This is a genomic window from Halospina denitrificans, from assembly GCF_004364635.1.
Taxonomy (GTDB): domain Bacteria; phylum Pseudomonadota; class Gammaproteobacteria; order Pseudomonadales; family Oleiphilaceae; genus Halospina; species Halospina denitrificans.
Window position 1 is genome coordinate 333,365 of the sequence record NZ_SOAX01000001.1, and the last position, 14,791, is coordinate 348,155.

11 protein-coding genes are annotated in these 14,791 nt (G+C 59.5%); 8 read left to right on the forward strand and 3 right to left on the reverse strand.

Annotation, left to right across the window (positions count from 1 at the left end; genetic code table 11):
- Positions 1-92: 92 nt before the first annotated feature.
- The gene (locus tag DES49_RS01610; protein WP_243864858.1) at positions 93-893 is read left to right on the forward strand and encodes a phospholipase A; all 801 of its coding nucleotides are present in this window, start codon (positions 93-95) and stop codon (positions 891-893) included.
- Between the two features lie 3 nt (positions 894-896).
- On the opposite strand, the gene DES49_RS01615 is transcribed toward DES49_RS01610, so the two are convergent.
- Entirely contained in the window at positions 897-1,790 is an 894-nt protein-coding gene (locus DES49_RS01615; RefSeq protein ID WP_133734631.1) for a choice-of-anchor L family PEP-CTERM protein, read from the reverse strand.
- Between the two features lie 365 nt (positions 1,791-2,155).
- Between DES49_RS01615 and DES49_RS01620 the strand changes: the two genes are divergently transcribed.
- Positions 2,156-3,508, forward strand: coding sequence for a TrpB-like pyridoxal phosphate-dependent enzyme (locus DES49_RS01620; protein WP_133734632.1), 1,353 nt, complete (start codon positions 2,156-2,158; stop codon positions 3,506-3,508).
- A 12-nt stretch (positions 3,509-3,520) separates the two neighbouring features.
- Here the strand turns inward: DES49_RS01620 and DES49_RS01625 are convergent, their stop codons facing one another.
- Positions 3,521-5,206 carry a phytoene desaturase family protein gene (locus DES49_RS01625; protein ID WP_133734633.1) on the reverse strand — a complete coding sequence of 562 codons (1,686 nt, stop codon included), beginning with the start codon at positions 5,204-5,206 and terminating at the stop codon, positions 3,521-3,523.
- On the reverse strand, positions 5,203-5,742 hold the full coding sequence (locus tag DES49_RS01630; protein WP_133734634.1) for a PadR family transcriptional regulator: 540 nt from the start codon (positions 5,740-5,742) through the stop codon (positions 5,203-5,205). Before DES49_RS01630 ends, DES49_RS01625 begins: the two co-directional genes overlap by 4 nt.
- A gap of 323 nt (positions 5,743-6,065) precedes the next feature.
- Here DES49_RS01630 and DES49_RS15445 point away from each other — a divergent pair, with 323 nt between their 5' ends.
- The 6 genes from DES49_RS15445 (at position 6,066) to trhP (ending at position 14,789) form a co-directional block, all read left to right on the forward strand.
- Complete coding sequence (locus DES49_RS15445) at positions 6,066-6,227, forward strand: hypothetical protein (protein ID WP_166645955.1); 162 nt, start codon at positions 6,066-6,068, stop codon at positions 6,225-6,227.
- 66 nt (positions 6,228-6,293) lie between these two features.
- Entirely contained in the window at positions 6,294-7,361 is a 1,068-nt protein-coding gene (locus tag DES49_RS01635; RefSeq protein ID WP_133734635.1) for a hypothetical protein, read from the forward strand.
- 143 nt (positions 7,362-7,504) lie between these two features.
- The gene (locus tag DES49_RS01640; RefSeq protein WP_133734636.1) at positions 7,505-8,575 is read left to right on the forward strand and encodes a helix-turn-helix transcriptional regulator; all 1,071 of its coding nucleotides are present in this window, start codon (positions 7,505-7,507) and stop codon (positions 8,573-8,575) included.
- A 160-nt stretch (positions 8,576-8,735) separates the two neighbouring features.
- A complete protein-coding gene (locus tag DES49_RS01645) occupies positions 8,736-10,307 on the forward strand; it encodes a hypothetical protein (RefSeq protein WP_133734637.1) in 1,572 nt (523 codons plus the stop codon).
- Between the two features lie 68 nt (positions 10,308-10,375).
- Entirely contained in the window at positions 10,376-13,381 is a 3,006-nt protein-coding gene (locus DES49_RS01650; RefSeq protein ID WP_133734638.1) for a CSLREA domain-containing protein, read from the forward strand.
- Between the two features lie 103 nt (positions 13,382-13,484).
- A complete protein-coding gene (gene trhP / locus DES49_RS01655) occupies positions 13,485-14,789 on the forward strand; it encodes a prephenate-dependent tRNA uridine(34) hydroxylase TrhP (protein ID WP_133734639.1) in 1,305 nt (434 codons plus the stop codon).
- Positions 14,790-14,791 lie beyond the last annotated feature (2 nt).

Sequence of the window (14,791 nt, forward strand, 5' to 3'; positions counted from 1 at the left end):
ACAGCTTGAGATTGCTTTTCGCTGTTCCGTGGCTGCTTCTGTTGTCGCCCGTACTGTTGGCTGACACGCCCGGGAGCGAGGACTTGAGCACAGTGACCGAACAGGCGCTGGACCGGGATCGCGAGCTGATGTCCTATTCGGGGACTCTCCTCCCCCACCGCCGCAATTACCTGTTGTTCGCGACCTGGGCGCATCCCGTCAATCAGGTCCCCTCTTCCCCAGCGTTTCGGGACGAGCCCATTGGAACCAAGTTGCAGCCGACGGAGACCAAGTTCCAGTTCAGTATCAAGATCCCGGTGCTGACGGGTATTTTTGATGACAGGACACGACTCTGGGCGGCCTACACGCAGCAGTCCCACTGGCAGGCCTACAACTGGGACCGCTCCTCCCCCTTCCGTGAGACCAACTTTGAACCGGAAGTCTTCCTGAGTCATGAACCGGGCTGGCAGCTGGGAGACGGGCGTTTCGAGGTACTCCGACTGGGGCTCAACCACGAGTCCAATGGCCGCGAGGAGCCCTTCTCGCGAAGCTGGAACCGGATCAAAGGCGAGGTGGTATACAGCACGAACCGGTGGGTATTCGCGCTTTCGCCCTGGTACCGGATACCGGAAAGCACCGATGATGACGATAACCCGGATATTGGCGAGTACCTTGGGTACGGCGATCTCAGGGTTCTGTATCAGGCGGAGGGGCGTTATACGGTGGAGGCGCGGTTTTTCAATAATCTCCGCAGTGACAATAATCGAACCTCGGCGGAGTTGAATCTTTCTGTTCCGCTCAACGATACACTCAGTGCGCATTTCCAGTATTACAACGGATATGGCGAGACCCTGATCGATTACAACGAGCGTATTCAGCGCATTGGCATCGGGGTCTCGCTCAACATCCTGTAGTGATCAGCTTCTCCTGACGGACCTGCGACGGGTGACTCCCAGGCCTGCAAGACCCAGACCGATCAGCGAGAGGGTCCCCGGTTCCGGTACCTTGACCCCGGGCGTTTCCGGCGTTTCCGGCTTATCCGAGAAAGAGCCGCCTTTGATAAAGACCCCGGAATCGTAGGCACTGTCACCCCGGTCCGCAATCGCCAGCTTCATAGTGTGCGTACCGGGCTCCAGGCCGAGGATGGACGCCGTGAAGACATCGGTAAGACCATCGTATTCCACGTTGAGGCTGCCGCCCCCATCATTAAGGTCGTTGTTGTTGTAGCTGTCACAGAAATTGTCGGCACTCCCGAAAGGATTGCCACAGTTGACATTGTTGATGGATACGGCGTCATCGTCAGGACCTAGGGTCGCGATATTGACGCCGTCCACAGTGAATGCGAAAACATCATTGAACGTCGAGTTTACAAACTCGTTGTATTCATCGGAGGCAAAGACGTAGTCGAAGAAAAGGTCTCCGCCTGCGCTTTCAAAGTCAAACTCAAGGACGTTGGCATCCTCAGTAGCGCCCACCACCAGGTCGTCGAGCGTTGCATCACCCGATGTGCCCCAGGCGGTTGTGATGCTATCACTGGTGTTGGGGCCTACGGCGTTCTCGGCTTTACCGCTGGTCATGAGGATCCCGCTGTCGATGCCGATATCCGCGGACAGCCCGTTACTGAAAAAGCCCGCCTGCCCGTCTTCGCCGACATAATTGATGGACGCATCGTCTACCGTTATTCCCGAGCCAAGGATGGCGTTGGTCAGGTCTGGTCCTGACGAGGTCGGATTGATTGTCAGAGCTGCCGCCTGTGTGCCTGCAAGGCAGAATCCCAGGAAAACAAGAGGTTTTGTTCCGGTGAGTCGCATGGTTATATCCCTATTTTTCTGAAGTTTGAATGGTTGAAATACTCCTTGAATCCCCTCCATAGAGAAGGTCGTTGCTTTCAGCAAGTAATGGGCCATTTATTAAAAAGTTTTTAAAAACAGAATCCTAAAATGGTTGATCGGTATTGCTGTAAAGAATGCTGACGGTGATGCACCCTTCAGGGTTGGGGTAAGTTAATGTTATGCGAGAGGTAGGCGCCGCTTTTGTTGTGCTGAGCGAGTTGCTACCACGGTGAGTCTGTAAAATGATCGGACGTTGGTCACGGCTTACCCATAAAGGGTTCTTCTCTAGTGGCAATGCTTCCGCTATTCTCCCCTCATCAAAAATTGCTTGATGGAGTCTGGCGGTGCCTGAACACAAGATCCTGCTGAACGAATCCGAACTTCCAACCCACTGGTACAACGTGATCCCCGACCTGCCAACGCCCATGTCGCCCTATATGGGTCCGGACGGCCAGCCGATCACGCCGGAATCCATGCAGGCCATTTTCCCGCCGGCCATCATCGAGCAGGAGATGAGCGACCAGCGCTGGATCGAGATTCCGGAACCGGTGCGCGACGCCCTCTGTCTGTGGCGTCCGTCGCCGCTCTATCGGGCCAAACGTCTCGAGGAGGCTCTGGGAACTCCCGCGAAGATCTACTTCAAGCACGAAGGCGTCAGCCCCGCCGGCTCCCACAAGCCCAACTCGGCCGTGGCACAGGCCTATTACAACCGGCAGGCGGGGATCAGGCGCCTGACCACGGAGACCGGCGCCGGGCAGTGGGGGTCGTCACTGGCTCTGGCCGGGCAGATGTTCGGCCTGGATGTGCACGTCTACATGGTGAACGTGAGCTACCACCAGAAGCCGTTCCGTCGTTCCATGATGCAGACCTGGGGCGCGGAAGTGATCCCGAGCCCCTCCCGCAAAACCGAAACCGGGCGCCAGGCGCTGGAAAAGGATCCCGACAACCCGGGCTCGCTGGGCCTGGCGATTTCCGAGGCGGTGGAGGAAGCGGCCGGTCGCGAGGATACCAACTACGCGCTGGGCTCGGTCCTCAACCATGTGCTGCTCCACCAGACCGTGATCGGCCAGGAGGCGAAGGCCCAGCTTGCGAAGGTGGGGGAGACGCCGGATGTGATCCTGGCGCCCTGTGGTGGTGGCTCCAACGTGGGCGGTATCATGTTCCCCTTCCTGGCGGACAAGGCTGCCGGGAAGGACATCCGGATGGTGGCGGTGGAGCCCAGTTCCTGTCCCACGCTGACGCGCGGCCACTATGCGTATGACTATGGCGACAGCGTCGGCCTGACGCCGATCATGAAGATGTACACCCTGGGCCACGACTTCATGCCGCCGGGCATCCATGCAGGTGGGCTGCGCTATCATGGGGACTCGGTGCTGGTCTCCCAGCTCTACCACGAGGGCATTCTGGAGGCGGTCGCCGTGCCCCAGATCGCCACCTTCGAGGCGGGGGTGCTCTTCTCGCGCACCCAGGGCATCATTCCCGCGCCGGAGTCGGCCCACGCGGTTCGCGGTGCGATCGACGAGGCGCTCAAGGCCAAGGCCGAGGGCAAGGAGAAAACCATCCTCTTTACCCTCTCCGGGCATGGCCATTTTGATATGGCCGCCTATGACCGGTATTTCGCTGGCGACCTCGAGGACTTTGACTACCCGGACGACGCCCTGAACCAGGCACTCCACAACCTTCCGGATGTGGAGTGAGCTAGGGTCTGATCAGGAGGTACCGGAAGCGGCAGGAGTGACCACCTGGGAATCAGTGCTGCTGTCGGCCCTGTCCACGAAAATCTGTTTCGCCAGGGGCAGGCCCTTGTAGCCAAGGATGGACAGGGAGGTCACGAAGCCGCCGATCATCGCGCCGACCACACCGCACGTCAGTATGTCCTGGCCGGTCAGGTACAGCCCGGGCACCTTCGTTTTTGGACGCAGCCAGCTCTGGTCAAAACGTTCCGGGGTATGGTCCAGCCCATACAGCTCACCCCGGCTGTAGCGGCAGAACCAGGCGGTGGACAAGGGCGTGGAGGTTTCCACGTAATCCACTTTGTCCCTGACCTGCGGCAGCTTTTCGTAAACAACCTCCATGAGGCGGTCGGTAATGGCCTGCTTGCGCGCCTCGTAGTCCTCGCCGCGCTTGCCCCAGGTTGAATCCTTCCAGGGTTCGAACATCTCGTAGGTGGTGGGTGCGACCACTTCGATGGTTGATGTGCCCGGCCAGCGATTCTGGTAGTCGGGGTCCTTGGCCGCCGGGAATGACAGGTAGACCACGGGGAATTCGCTGTCCGTGTTTTCAAGGAAGCGTTCCACATTGCCGTCATGGTCCGCGCTCGGGTAGACCCAGAAGTTGGTCTTCGGCAGGTTAAGCTCGCTCGGGGTTCCCTTCAGGCCTATGTAGAGGCCGATGTGGGGCATGGACGGATTCACGTGCTCGCGCTGCTTCGGGTACCCGATCTTTTCGGCGGTTTCCCGGGGCAGAAGCTCTTCAAAGGTGTTGATGATGCCGGCGCCGCTGATCACCTTCGGGCTGCGGATTTCCTCGCCGTCGGCCATGCGCACGCCGACTGCCTTGCCCTTTTCGACCAGGATTTCGGTGACATCCGCGTAGGTGAACACCTCGCCGCCACTCTGCTGGATGACCGGAATGATGGTTTTGGCCATCTCCGAGGCGCCACCGACCGGGTAATAGCCGCCATGCATGTAGTGCTTGGCGATGAGCGCGTGGATCATGAAGCTGGACTGCTTCGGTGTCACGCCGCAGTCGCCCCACTGCCCGGTAATGGCGCCGATCAGCTCCTCGTTATCGGTCAGATCGCGCAACACCTCATAGGTGGGCCGGTTGAAGCAGTCCGGCAACGCCATCCTGATGCCCTTGCCCAGCAAGGGGCTGACGAAGGAGGGCGCCAGCTTGGACAGGGTGTAGAACTGCATCCCGGAGGCGACCTTGTTCAGCAGGGCCATGTAGTCATCGATGGCCTGCTCTTCGTCCGGAAAAGCCTCCAGCAGCGAGTTGCGAAATCCTTTCTTGCCTGCACGCAGGTTCACCACCCGGTCACCCAGGAAGAAACGGTCGTAATTGTCATCCATGGGCGCCCACTTGAGCTGACCGTCGGTGATCAGATCGAACAGCTTGCGTCCCAGCGTATTGGGTGAGCCCATGTCCCCGATGTAGTGCACACCCACGTCCCATTCATAGCCGTTGCGGGCATAGCTGTGGGTGTAGCCGCCCGCCGTGTAGTGCTGCTCAAGGACCAGCACTTTCTTGCCCGCCTTTGACAGGCAGGCCGCCGTCGTCAGTCCGCCGATGCCGGAGCCGATCACGATGGCGTCATAGGGGCCGTCCAGGCGGTTGGCGCGATAGCGGCGGCCGATGCGGATGGTGCTTGGGGTAAGGGATGATTTGCTCATGGTGTGCTGCCTTCCTGTTCTGTGATTTCATCAATCCATTCAATCCAGGTCTCGGTCAACCGCTGGCCGAGTCTCAGTGTATGCCAGGGCGCGCGCTTTTCCGCCGGCATGGACCAGGGGTCGGAGAACCAGTACTGCTCGATGGCCCTGTAGGTGGTAAGCCGCTCCTCCAGTTGTTGGCGTAATCCACTCAGTTCCCGGGTCCGGGCCTCCGCCGGCCAGCTTTCCCACGCAAAAAACTTGGCGTAGAGCGGCAGGCGAACCACGGGCGGATCCAGCGGGGTTTCCAGCCATTGCTGCAGTTCGGTCTCCCCCTCGGAGGTGATGCGATATACCTTGCGGTTGGGCCGTCCGTCCTGTGGGACGGTCTCGCGCTCCACCAGACCCAGCTGATACATCCGCTCCAGCTCCCGGTAAATCTGCTGGTGGCTGGCATTCCACACGTGGGCCAGCCCTTTCTGGAACCGCTTGAGTACGTCGTAGCCGGTAGCGGGCTCGTCCTTCAGGGTAATCAGCAGTACCGCTCTCAGCGACATCGTGTTCTCCGTCATTAACCGTGAAGCAGCATATGCACATGGTTGCATACAATAAAAGCACAGACTGGGTTCCTGTGCAACAAGGTGCATATTCATATTGAAGCAATAAGCTGGGTCTTTCTGGAGGAAGCCATGGCTTTCGAACTGCCTGTGACAAGGATTGACAATGGGGTGGGAACATCGTCACAGGGCGTCTTCTGAAGGTGTGTGTTTTCCCTATATGTAGGGAAGCGATATGGCTATGGGTCCGGTAAGGTTTTTTAAACCATATGCGATTCCTACTCATGAGGAATTGTATTGGATGTTGTCGGGAGGAAGTTGCCATGTTGGAGCGCATCATAGGGAAGCCTGTCGCTAAGCGGTGGTTGGCCAGTGTCATTGTCGCGTTGGTCCTCGGTGCCGTCAGTGGTTGCGGCGGTGGCAGCAGCGATGGTGGCGGTGAAGAGTGGGACGAAATGCAGTGGGATGAGGGAAAGTGGCAGTAAGCCGGCCCGCGACCCCGGTGCGCCGATAGGCGTATCTTCAAAGGAGACTGGAGTGGAGCAGTGGTCATGATGAAGACGATGTTTCGGCGCATTGCGCCTCTACTGATGTTGGTCGCCAGTGTGCCGGTGATGGCAGAGGTGACAATCCCCAATAACTTCCAGGCGGGCCAGACGGCCAAGGCCTCTGAGGTCAATGCGAACTTCCAGGCCCTGAAAGCGGCCGTCGAGGAGCTTCAGGAGCAGACGGCCAATCTCCGCGCGCTGAACAAGCACATTGAGGTGATGGATGATCCCAATGTTGAGGGTGGCACGCGCGTTGTGTTCAAGGGCGTGAATGTCCAGATCCATAATGGTGATGAGACGGTGCGAACCAATGGGCTCGGGAATCTCATCATTGGCTTCGGGGGGGAGCGCGGCGTCGGTCTCAATAGCGGTAACTACGATATACAACCCGTCTGTGAGGGCACCTTTGCGCTCACTGAATCCGCATGCATCTCCGCAGACGGGAACTGGACGAAAGATCCCAAATCCGGATCACACAATATTGCAATTGGCGAAAACAATGCCTGGGGTGGTGAGCACGCACTGGTTGCCGGGAGACAGAACGTGGCGGTTTACGGAGAAATCGCCACGGGCAGGAACAACAATGCCTACTCCGGCGGGAGTCTGATTATTGGTGGGGTTGGAAACAGGGCCTTTAGTGGTGCCGCTATGGTGGGCACCTCTGACAGTCAGGCCTTCGTTGGAGAAAGTTCCGCCATTGTTGGAGGGAAAAGCAACACCATCAACAACGAAGGAGGCAGCATCTTTGGCGCATGGGATGCTGATGCGCTTGATCGAGGATCTGTGGTGATTGGTGGCCGCGGTGGCCTGGCGGCGGGTGATTGGAGCAGTGTTATCGGCGGCAAGAACAATGAAACGAACGCAGCCAAGGCGGTCGTTCTTGGTGGTTCGGCCAACAGCGCTACCCGTGAAAGTGCCGGTGTATTGGCGGGCTATGGTAATTCCGTATCTGGCCGGTACTCGGTCCTGCTCGGTGGTTTTCAGAACTCCGTCTCTGGTGAGCGTTCCGCCATCATTGGGTTAGGGGGTGAGGCAGTGTCCGACGATAATACCGTGCAGATCGCTCCCTGATGACTCCTGTAAGGGTCAGGGCGTGCCAGGCCTGATGCATCCTCCGTGATCGACAGGGATTAGTTTATTGTGCGCAGCATTGCGTTGATTTCCGCTATTCTTTGGAGAACGGTCGCGTTGATCGCCTTCCACGCGGAGCCTGAATGAAACAGACCGCCCTCCAGAAGCTGAAACTGCTCAGCACCCTCCGCCTGCCCCCGGCCGCAGCGGTGCCGGATGCGCTGGCGTTGGTTGAGTCGTTGATCGGGGCGAAGGGCAGCCTTTTGCTGTGGAGCAATGCATCAGGCGATGTTGCTGGAGGCTATTCTTCGCTTATCGGTATGGAGGATGGGCTGGCGCACTACGCCACCCAGTTCAGCAACACCCAGCGAGAGCGGGATTTCGGCGGCACCACCTTCGAGGAAGAACTCCGGAACGGCGTTCCTGCAGAGCGGCTTTCTGATGTGCTTCAGATTCCGAAGACGGAATTCCGGAAGACTGATGGGTACCGGATCATGATGGCGCCTTACGGCATCGAGGATCTGGCCCGCGTCGTCGTTATGGATGAGGGTCTTCCGCGCGGTGGGTTGGTGGTGTTTCGTGGCCCCGGTGAGGCTGAATTCGGGCAGCGCGAGCTGGACCTCCTGAACGAGGTTGCGCCGCTTATCGGCGCCCTGCTGCGGGATACGGAAGACCCCGAGGTGCCGGTCATCGCGGCAGGTCGTCCAACCCATGCGGTTTTTGATTCCGATGGCACGATGCGTCACTGTTCACCCTGGTTCCGGCAGCACCTGGCCATGCTTAACCAGAACGCGCCGGGCGGCAGCGGTGCGACGCGTTTCGAGGCGTCGCTTCCCGATGCGATAGCCGCGCGCGCTCGACAGCTGCAGAACTTGCCCCAGACCGTGGTCTGCAGCAATGCCTGGGGTCGCTTTCAGCTCTATCTGGAACCCGTTGACGGGGAGGCCCACTGCTCACTGGTGTCGATCCGCATGGTCCCCATCAACCTTCAGATGTTCCGCAGTCTCCATGCTCGCCCGCTCTCGGATCGACAGTTGCAGGTGGCCTGTGCCCTTGCGGAAAGCAGCTCCTTCCACCAGATGGCCAGTGACTGGCAGATCTCCCGGCACTCGGTCATCACCCATGCCAATCACCTCTATGGCAAGCTCGGCGTCGCCAACAAGGACCAGTTGATGAACCGCTATGTGTGGGCATCAGGACTCGACCAGGACTGATTTGACGTTGTTTGACAGCGAAACTGTGAACCCGCGCACCTAATTCGTTTTACGAACGGTTGGTTTCCCTATGTATCGGGAAGTGCCGGATGCCGCCCATGGGTAGTCTGGCAACTCGATGTGAATTATCCGATCAGTAGTGCATAGGGAGGTTGTAGTGATGCGACGTTATCGGTCATGGAGTGTTCTTGCCGTCAGTTTGGGTCTGTTTCTTTTGGTTGCCGCCTGTGGTGGTGGGGGTGGCAGTGGATCCGGAGAGTCCGGTGATACAGTCTCGGCGTCCGGCGCCTCCCAGAAGGGCCCCTTCCGCAGCGGAGGGACCTCAACGGCGATTCGCCTCAATGCGGACGGAAGCCTCAGCAATGAGCAGGTCACCGGCAGTATCAGTGAACGTGGCGCCTATCAGCTCAGCGGGATCGACTGGACCGGTCCGACCCTAATCCGGATGGAAGGCGATTTCTACGATGAGGTTGCAGGCAACTTCTCCAGTGATTCCCGGACGCTGACAGCAGTCACCGACATCGAATCCGGAAACTCACCGGACGTCAATGTGAACCTGTACACCTATTTTGCTGCCGAGCGTGCCCGCAGCCTGATGGATAATGGGGAGGCCTTCGCCGACGCGCTCAGCACAGCGCACTCCGAACTGCAGTCAGTCCTTGGCATCAGCAGCGCTCCCTCGGAGCTGAACCTGCTCGAGGCCATCGATGGTGTCGCCGACGACAGTGCGAACCTGCTGCTGTTTTCGGCCGCTGTCCAGGAGGGCAATATTGGCCAGGATGGCCTTGATGCGCTGGCCGCGGATTTTGCTGACGACGGGCAGATCAATGGGGATGGCGCGGATGAGCTCAGCACCATCCAGGAGAAAGGCACCGACCAGCTCCTGTCTGACGCTCGTATGCAGCTTCAGAACCAGTACAGCACCGAACCCCCCAGCAGCAGTGGTGGCTTTGGCTGGAAGCTGTCCGCGTGTGACGCAGCCAAGCTTACCGAGCCCCGCGTGTTCTGTAGTGATGAGGAGTTTTCCGGCACCAAGGGAGATGATGAGGGGGAGCCGATACTGTTCTTTCCAGAGGAGAGCGGATTCTATGCGTTCGCGATGAATGGAACCGAACTCGACTCTTTCGCTGGCTGGACCCGCTACAAGGATACATTGAGTGGTACGGAGCTGGACACTGGACCGGCGGATGGGGATACCACGACCTCCTCCCTTAATGCGGGCGATCAATACGCCTTTTTGCTTAATCTATCGGGACTGGAGCAAGCCGGGGACAGCTTTGCTCTTACAGAGGCCCGTGTCTCTGACGGCAGGGCCTCCGATCCTGTGGAGCTGGAGGTAGGGACTGCCTTTGCAGCCCGGGTTGGTTATGCTTCCAGCGGCAGCTTTCCCGACTATGGTGCCGCCACCAGCTGGTATCGGCTGGACGGTGTCAGCGGCACTCACACCATACGGACCTCTGGATATATGGCGGACTCTGGTTCCGGTGGGCTCAGGATCGACGTCTATGAGGGTGATGAAGGCCAGGAGACGGTCAACAATATCGGCGCCCTGCCACAGATTGATTTCGTAAACGGCAGCGGGAGCTCGAGCAACGAACTCACGGTCGACCTGGCAGCCGGCAAACCCCACTTCATACTGATTACCAACCAGTTTTCTGATTATCGCCGCGAGATCAATTCGCCGCCCACCACCGGCACCGTTGAATTCGATCTCAAGGTCAACGAAAACTGACCGAAGCCCGCTCCAGCAGCCCCTCCAGAGGGGCTGCGTTCCCGCGATTCCAGCCAGGGAGTACCCCTATGTTTCGTTACCTGAACGCCATGATCTGCATCGCCGTAATGATGGCGATGGCTCCCCTTGCCATCGGAGCCACCATTGTCGTCAATACCTTTGAGGATGAGTTCAACAGCGACGGTGACTGCAGCCTTCGCGAAGCTGTTAACTCCGCCAACAATGATTTTGTTGTGGATGCGTGCACTGTGGGCGATGGCGTCGACACCATCGAGCTGCCTGCAGGGACTTACACGATTTCTGTATCGGGCAGTGAGTCCGCCTCGCTACCTGATGACAACCTCAATGATCTTGACGTAACGGAGGACACCGTCATCCGTTCCAGGAACGGTGATGCCACGGACACGCGCATCGAGCCCGCTGAGGGTTATACCGGGCGTGCTTTTGAAGTCGCTGGAAGCGGCTCGACGCTGACCGTGCAGGATATTACTGTCAGAGGGTTCGATACCGGTGCAGGGGCCAGCGGTGGTGCCTTCAAGGTTACTGGCCAGACGCTGGTGCTTGAGCGCGTGGTGCTGTCGGGGAACCAGGGTAATGCCAGTGGCGCCATCGGCTCGTCCGGGTCGGATACCATCATCATCCGCGACTCCGCGCTGGTTGATAACGTCGCCACCAACAGCAGTTTTGGCGGCGGCGCCCTGGGTTTCAACAGCAATGAGATCCAGCTCGAGAACGTGACCTTCCTGCGGAACCATGCAGCGGGTAACGGTGGCGCGATTGCGATCAATGCGCCCGGTCACAGCCTCTCGATGGACAATGTCACCATGGTTGGCAATTCCGCCTCAAACGATGGTGGAGGACTGCACATTGCGGCTGACAGCAGTCTGGACATTCGCAATTCCATTATCAGCGGCAACCATGTGGGTGGCTCAGGCCCTGAGTGTGCGCTGACGGATGGTCTGACGCTTACTGGAAGCCGTGATTACAATCTGTGGACAATCGATGGCAGCTGCTTTGATAGTCTGGGCAGCCATTCGGTTGAAACGGAGGAATCCGGCCTTGCCATGGGCGGCTACTACGATGGCACCAGCATCGCCCGGCCACCGTTGACCAGCAGTCCGGCCATTGATGGGGGAAGCTGTACGGACTCGAGCGGTGGCGACATCAGCGGTAATAGGGACCAGCGCAATGCCAGTGCAACGCGTAACGCGGATGGCAACGGCGATGGGACCGCAGCCTGCGATATCGGGTCCATCGAGCGCCAACGGCAGGCCTTCCACGCTGAATCCACAGCGGATACCGATGACGCCTCGCCGGGCGACGAATCCTGTGCGGATGCCGAGGGGCGCTGCACCCTGCGGGCCGCAATTGATGAAGCCAATGCCCTGACTGGACTGGACGAGGTCCTTCTGGGCGCGGAGGACTATGTCCTGACCCAGACAAGCACCTACGAGGACGGCAATCTTGATGGTGATCTGGATGTCAGCGACAGCGTGATTATTCGTGGTCAGGGTGCCCGGAGTACTGTGGTAGACGCGGGTGGGATCAGTCGAGCCTTTCACGTTCCAAGAAAAGGAAGTGGTCGGCAAAGGACGCTCGCCCTGGCGGACCTGACGATCCGAAACGGCAACAGTGGAGCTCCCGATAATGCGCCCGATGATGCCTCCGGTGGCGCCGTGTACGTCAATGGGCTAACCAGCGAGCGGAACGAGTTGCTGGCTGAGCGCGTGCGTTTCACGGGTAATCAGGCCGTTGGTACAAGTAGTGATGGCGGTGCCCTCGCCGTGGATTTCGGGATTCTGCGTCTACAGGCCAGTACCATTGATGCCAATGAGGCGGAACGTTTCGGAAGTGCTATTGGTTTAAGCGGGGGAGCCCGTGGCTGGATCCAGAGCACGACAATCTCCGGAAATCGGGCGGGCACCGGGGATGCCGTTGGGATATTCGGCGGCGCCCATGCACATCTGGAGCGGGTCACCATTGCGGATAATGAGGGCTTCAGAACGGCACTGGGCGGTAACGCCACGGCTTCCGTGCATAATTCCATCATCGGTGCGGGCGGCACTAACCCCTGCCACTTTACTGGCTCTGGCAGTCTCACCAGCCTGGGTCACAACCTGGATGAAACCAGCGACTGCGCTCTGTCTGAGCCGTCCGACCGCTCCAATGCGACAGCGGATCTCGCATCGCTCTCATCATCGGGCGCTGACGTTCCGTTGCGGACGCCACTCCAGGGCAGCCATGCCGTGGGCACCGGAAGCTGCCAGACGGCAACGGGCTATATTCTGCCTCCGGTCGTGTTTAACGGCACTCGTCCGCAGGATGGAGCCGGCTTTGGCAACGCGCGTGGTGACGGAAGCTACAGTTGCGATATAGGCGCCGCCGAGCGTCAGAGCGTTGCGGTAAGCCTCGGGGACAACAGCCCCGGCGATCGGGAGATGACCTCGCCTTCGGGGGAAGTCGTAATGGCCCAGTTCACACTCGCCAACGAGGCAGGCGAGCCCCTGGATGGACGCGTCCTGACGTTGAGAGCTTACGGAACCGGTGATGAGGCCAGGGGTATCGAGGCGGCCAACCTGTATATCGATACCAATGCAGATGGGGCTCTGGACGATAACGATACGCTGGTGGATTCCGTCACTGCCCTGGATGATGACGGTGAACTCCGGTTTGAATTCAGCGGCAGCGAATCTGCAATCCCCAGTGGCGGTGAGTTGCAGTTGATCGTGACCTACCGCTTTTCCGAGTCCCTGGCCACCAATGGGATTGGTACCACCCGCACGGCAGCGCAGTACGCCAGCCCGGGGCTTATGAGCCTCTTTGTACTCGCGGCATTCGCCCCTTTTCGCCGCCAGCGGTTGTTGCTCCTCCTGGCCGTGGTTGCACTGGCTGGCTGCAGCGGTGGTGGCGGAGGAGGGGATGAGGAAACCGTGGAGACGGATGAGGTGGAGGAGGCGGTGCCTGGGACCTACAGCCTGGAATTGCAGTCCCTGTCTGTTGAAGGCGATAATGGTGGCAAGCTCGGGATCCGGACTGAGTCGGTTCCAGGCAATACACTTACCGTCAAGGACTAGTGAACCGTCGGAGCTGGATACTTCCAGTGCCTGATTTTCGTCAATTCGCCAGTCGCCCATGACCCCTATCATGGGCGACGATCAGGCACCCGGACGGATTCCCATGAAAGCACCCGAACTGCTGGCCCCCGCAGGCACCCAGCGACACCTTGAAATGGCCCTGGCCTACGGCGCAGACGCGGTCTATGCCGGGCCGCCGCGTTATTCGCTGCGTGTGCGCAACAACAGCTTCCGGGATGAAACAGCGCTGGCCGAAGGCATTCGCACGGCCCACCAGCGGGGTGCGCGCTTCTATCTGGTCATCAATATCGCCCCCCACAACGACAAGGTCCGCTCGGCCCTGCGCGACATTGAGCCCCTGGTGGCGCTGGGCCCCGATGCGCTGATCATGTCCGACCCCGGGTTGATCATGCTGGTGCGCGAGCGCTGGCCGGATCTGCCGATACATCTGTCCGTGCAGGCCAACGCGGTGAACTGGGCCACGGTCGAGTTCTGGAAGCGCCAGGGGATCAGCCGGATCATCCTCTCCCGTGAACTCTCACTGCGAGAAATCGAGGTTATCCGCGAGCAGGTTGCCGGTGTGGAGCTGGAGGTGTTCGTCCATGGTGCCCTCTGCATGGCCTACTCAGGCCGCTGCCTTCTCTCCGGCTACATGAACCACCGCGACGCCAACCAGGGCGCCTGCACCAATGCCTGCCGCTGGTCCTATCAGCCCGTTTCTTCAACTCAGGACGACACTGGCGACCTGATTCCAGTGTCGCAGGAGGATGGCGAGAAACAGGTCCTGGTCGAGGAGGCCGGGCGCCCCGGGGAGACAGTCCCCATGCATGAGGATGAGCACGGGACCTATATCATGAACTCGAAGGACCTGAGGGCGGTCCAGCATGTGGAGTCCCTCTGCCGCATGGGCGTGGACTCGCTGAAAATCGAAGGGCGCACCAAGAGTCCCTACTACGTGGCCCGGACAGTCCAGGCCTATCGTCGAGCCATTGATGATGCGGTTGCCGGGCGGCCTTTTGACAGGGGCCTGATGGATGAGCTGGAGGCGCTTTCCAATCGTGGTTACACGGAAGGCTTCTTCCGGCGTCATCCTCCGGCTGAGTACCAGCGCTATGAGGCGGGCACCTCCCTTCAGGGAACCCGGCAATGGGTTGGTGAGGTTCTGGGGGGCGACGCGCATTGGCTGGATATTGAAGTCAAGAACCGCTTCCAGCTGGGGGATGTCCTGGAACTGATGACGCCCGGTGGTAATCTACCCTTTCGCCTGATGGCCCTGGAAACCCACAAGGGTGAGCCGATTGAGGTAGCTCCGGGAAGCGGGCATCGCGTCAGGGTGCCGCGCCCGCCGGATGTTGCCAGCCTGGAGCATGCGCTCCTTACTGTGGATCTTGCCGCCCGCCGGAATTGACC

What these genes read in the sequence shown, in the direction of transcription:
- DES49_RS01635 (WP_133734635.1), top strand. Translation starts at nt 6,294, where the DNA reads ATGATGAAGACGATGTTTCGGCGCATTGCGCCTCTACTGATGTTGGTC.
- DES49_RS01650 (WP_133734638.1), top strand. Translation starts at nt 10,376, where the DNA reads ATGTTTCGTTACCTGAACGCCATGATCTGCATCGCCGTAATGATGGCG.
- trhP (WP_133734639.1), top strand. Translation starts at nt 13,485, where the DNA reads ATGAAAGCACCCGAACTGCTGGCCCCCGCAGGCACCCAGCGACACCTT.
- DES49_RS01615 (WP_133734631.1), bottom strand. Translation starts at nt 1,790, where the DNA reads ATGCGACTCACCGGAACAAAACCTCTTGTTTTCCTGGGATTCTGCCTT.
- DES49_RS01630 (WP_133734634.1), bottom strand. Translation starts at nt 5,742, where the DNA reads ATGTCGCTGAGAGCGGTACTGCTGATTACCCTGAAGGACGAGCCCGCT.
- DES49_RS01645 (WP_133734637.1), top strand. Translation starts at nt 8,736, where the DNA reads ATGCGACGTTATCGGTCATGGAGTGTTCTTGCCGTCAGTTTGGGTCTG.
- DES49_RS01640 (WP_133734636.1), top strand. Translation starts at nt 7,505, where the DNA reads ATGAAACAGACCGCCCTCCAGAAGCTGAAACTGCTCAGCACCCTCCGC.
- DES49_RS15445 (WP_166645955.1), top strand. Translation starts at nt 6,066, where the DNA reads ATGTTGGAGCGCATCATAGGGAAGCCTGTCGCTAAGCGGTGGTTGGCC.
- DES49_RS01625 (WP_133734633.1), bottom strand. Translation starts at nt 5,206, where the DNA reads ATGAGCAAATCATCCCTTACCCCAAGCACCATCCGCATCGGCCGCCGC.